Annotated in this window: 3 protein-coding genes; all 3 read left to right on the top strand. The window is 64.9% G+C overall.

Features of this window, described 5'->3' with window-relative positions; genetic code table 11:
• Positions 1 to 46 precede the first annotated feature (46 nt).
• A complete protein-coding gene (locus tag VLR48_RS02875) occupies positions 47 to 1132 on the top strand; it encodes a putative urea ABC transporter substrate-binding protein (protein ID WP_325290334.1) in 1086 nt (361 codons plus the stop codon).
• 114 nt (positions 1133 to 1246) lie between these two features.
• Positions 1247 to 2071 carry an ABC transporter permease gene (locus VLR48_RS02880; RefSeq protein ID WP_325290335.1) on the top strand — a complete coding sequence of 275 codons (825 nt, stop codon included), beginning with the start codon at positions 1247 to 1249 and terminating at the stop codon, positions 2069 to 2071.
• Positions 2068 to 2847, top strand: coding sequence for an ABC transporter ATP-binding protein (locus tag VLR48_RS02885; RefSeq protein WP_325290336.1), 780 nt, complete (start codon positions 2068 to 2070; stop codon positions 2845 to 2847). The genes VLR48_RS02880 and VLR48_RS02885 overlap by 4 nt, the downstream gene beginning before the upstream one ends.
• Positions 2848 to 3004: the final 157 nt, after the last annotated feature.

Here is a 3004-nt window from a genome sequence, read left to right on the forward strand (position 1 = left end):
GTTCTCCCGCGTTCCGTTTCGTAACCTGACCTCTGGAGAGCTTGCCATGACCTTCACTCCGTTCAATCGCCCCAAGCCCCGCGTCCTCGCGTCGGCTGTCTTCCTCCTGCTCGCGGCCTTGTCCGTCTCCGGCAACGCACTGGCCAAGGATCAGTTTCGCATCGCCTGGAGCATCTATGTCGGCTGGATGCCCTGGGACTATGCCGCCGAGTCCGGCATCGTCAAGAAATGGGCGGACAAGTACGGCATCGAGATCGAGGTCGTGCAGATCAACGACTATGTCGAATCGATCAACCAATACACCGCCGGGGCCTTCGACGGCTGCGTCATGACCAACATGGACGCGCTCACCATTCCGGCGGCTGGCGGCGTGGATTCCACGGCGCTCATCATCGGCGACTTCTCCAACGGCAATGACGCCGTCATCCTCCGCGACAAGACCGAGCTGGCCGAGATCGCCGGTCAGAAGGTCAACCTGGTCGAGCTTTCGGTTTCCCATTATCTGCTGGCCCGCGGGCTGGCCAGCGTGGGTTTGAGCGAGCGCGACGTCACCGTCGTCAACACCTCGGATGCCGACATGGTCTCGGCCTTCGCCTCCGGCGGCCCCACCGCAGTGGTCACCTGGAACCCGCTGGTCTCGGAGATTCTCGCCATGCCGAACACCGCCAAGGTGTTCGATTCGAGCAAAATCCCCGGCGAGATCATCGACCTCATGGTCGTCAACACCGAGACCCTCGAGGCCAACCCGGCACTCGGCAAGGCCCTGGTCGGCGCCTGGTACGAGACCATGTCGATCATGTCCAAGGACGACGAGGCCGGACGCGCCGCACGCACCGCGATGGGCAAGGCGTCCGGGACGGATCTCGCCGGCTATGACGCCCAGCTCGCCAGCACCAAGATGTTCTTCGAGCCGGCCGAGGCCGTGGCCTTCGCCAAGAGCGAGCAGCTGCCGCTCACCATGGAACAGGTGGCGAGCTTTTCCTTTGATCACGGTCTGCTCGGCGAAGGCGCGCCGAACCCGGGTTTCATCGGCGTCGCCTTCCCGGGCGAGCGCTATTTCGGCGACGACGGCAATCTCAAGCTGCGCTTCGATGCTGCTTACATGCAGATGGCGGCGGACGGGGAGCTGTGAGCGGAGAGCCGCCGGCCTCCAGGGCAGTGGGCGACTGAAGTCGCCCCTACAGGTCGGTCTTTGCTTTCCCGGGAATCACCTTGATTAGGCCCACTCAGCGATCCAGGACTACCGATGAAACGACTCATCAACCAGCGTCCCGGGCGGGTGTCGACCGCGGCACTCGCGCTCCTGCCCTTCGCGGCACTGGCGCTCTTCTATGTCCTGGCCTCGGACGCCCGTCTTGCCGCGAACCCGGGCGACAAACTGTTGCCGTCGTTCACGACTTTAGCCGAGTCCTTCGTTCGCCTGACCAGCGAGCCTAGCCAGCGCACCGGCGAGATCCTGTTGTGGCAGGACACGGGGGCGAGTCTGCGACGGTTGGCACAGGGCGTCGGGATCAGCGCGGCGATCGGCCTGATATTGGGGATTGCCTTGGGCGCCATCCCGCTGATCCGGTCCGGGTTCGCTCCCTTCGTCGCGGTGCTGTCGTTGATCCCGCCGATGGCCGTGCTGCCGGTCCTCTTCATCGTCTTCGGGCTCGGCGAGGTCTCCAAGGTGGTGCTCATCGTCGTCGGGATCACGCCCTTCATCGTGCGCGATCTGCAGCAGCGGGTGCAGGAGCTGCCGCGCGAGCTGATCATCAAGGCCCAGACCCTCGGCGCGAATAGTTGGCAGATCGTCCTTCGGGTGATCCTGCCGCAGGTAGTGCCGCGGCTGATCGATGCGGTACGGCTCTCGCTCGGTACCGCCTGGCTCTTCCTGATCTCGGCCGAGGCGATTGCGGCCACCGAGGGGCTCGGTTATCGCATCTTCCTCGTGCGCCGATACCTCGCGATGGACGTGATCCTGCCCTACGTGGTCTGGATCACCATCCTCGCTTATCTGACAGACTTCCTGCTCAAGCAGATCTCGCGCAGGGCCTTCCCCTGGTATCACACCGGAGAGCCGGGCCGATGACACCGCGCATCCGCTTCGAGAACGTCTGGATGACCTACGACGATCAGGTCGTCTTGGAGCGACTCAACCTCACCGTTGCGCCCGGCGAGTTCTGCACCATCGTCGGGGCCTCGGGCTGCGGCAAGACCACGCTTCTGCGACTGCTGCTGGGGGAGGAGACGCCGAGCCGCGGGCGGATCCTGCTCGACGGCGAGCCCCTTCCCGCGGAGCCGGGGCCGGATCGCGGCATCGTCTTTCAGCGCTACTCGGTGTTCCCGCATCTCTCCGTCCTGGGCAACGTGCTGCTGGGACTGGAGCTGCGCGCCTCGCCCGTCACCGGCCGGCTCTTCGGGTCCGCCCGTCGTAACGCGCAAGAGGAGGCAGTCGCGATGCTCGAGGCTGTCGGTCTCGGTCAAGCGCTGCGAAAGTACCCGACCCAGCTCTCCGGCGGCATGCAGCAGCGTCTCGCGCTGGCCCAATCGCTGGTCATGCACCCGCGCATCCTGCTGCTCGACGAACCCTTTGGCGCGCTCGATCCGGGGATCCGCCGCGACATGCACGAGCTGGTCCTGCGGCTCTGGCGCGAGAACAACCTGACCGTCTTCATGGTCACCCACGACATCCGCGAAGGCTTCTACCTGGGCACGCGCCTGCTGGTCTTCGACAAGCTGCGCTACGACCCGGACGCGCCGCAGGCCTACGGCGCCGGAATCACCTACGACCTGCCGATCGGACAGACGGATCCGGGGACGCTGGCGGAGGTGTTGGCGCGGCCGGCGATGAGGAGTGAGGAGTGAGGAGTGAGGAGTGAGGAGTGAGGAGTGAGGAGTGAGGAGTGAGGAGTGAGGAGTGAGGAGTGAGGAGTGAGGAGTGAGGAGTTAGCCTGCCAATCCAAGAGCTGAGAGCTGAGAGCTGAGAGCTGAGAGCTGAGAGCTGAGAGCTGAGAGCTGAGAG

The organism is Thiocapsa sp. (assembly GCF_035467215.1).
Lineage (GTDB): Bacteria > Pseudomonadota > Gammaproteobacteria > Chromatiales > Chromatiaceae > Thiocapsa.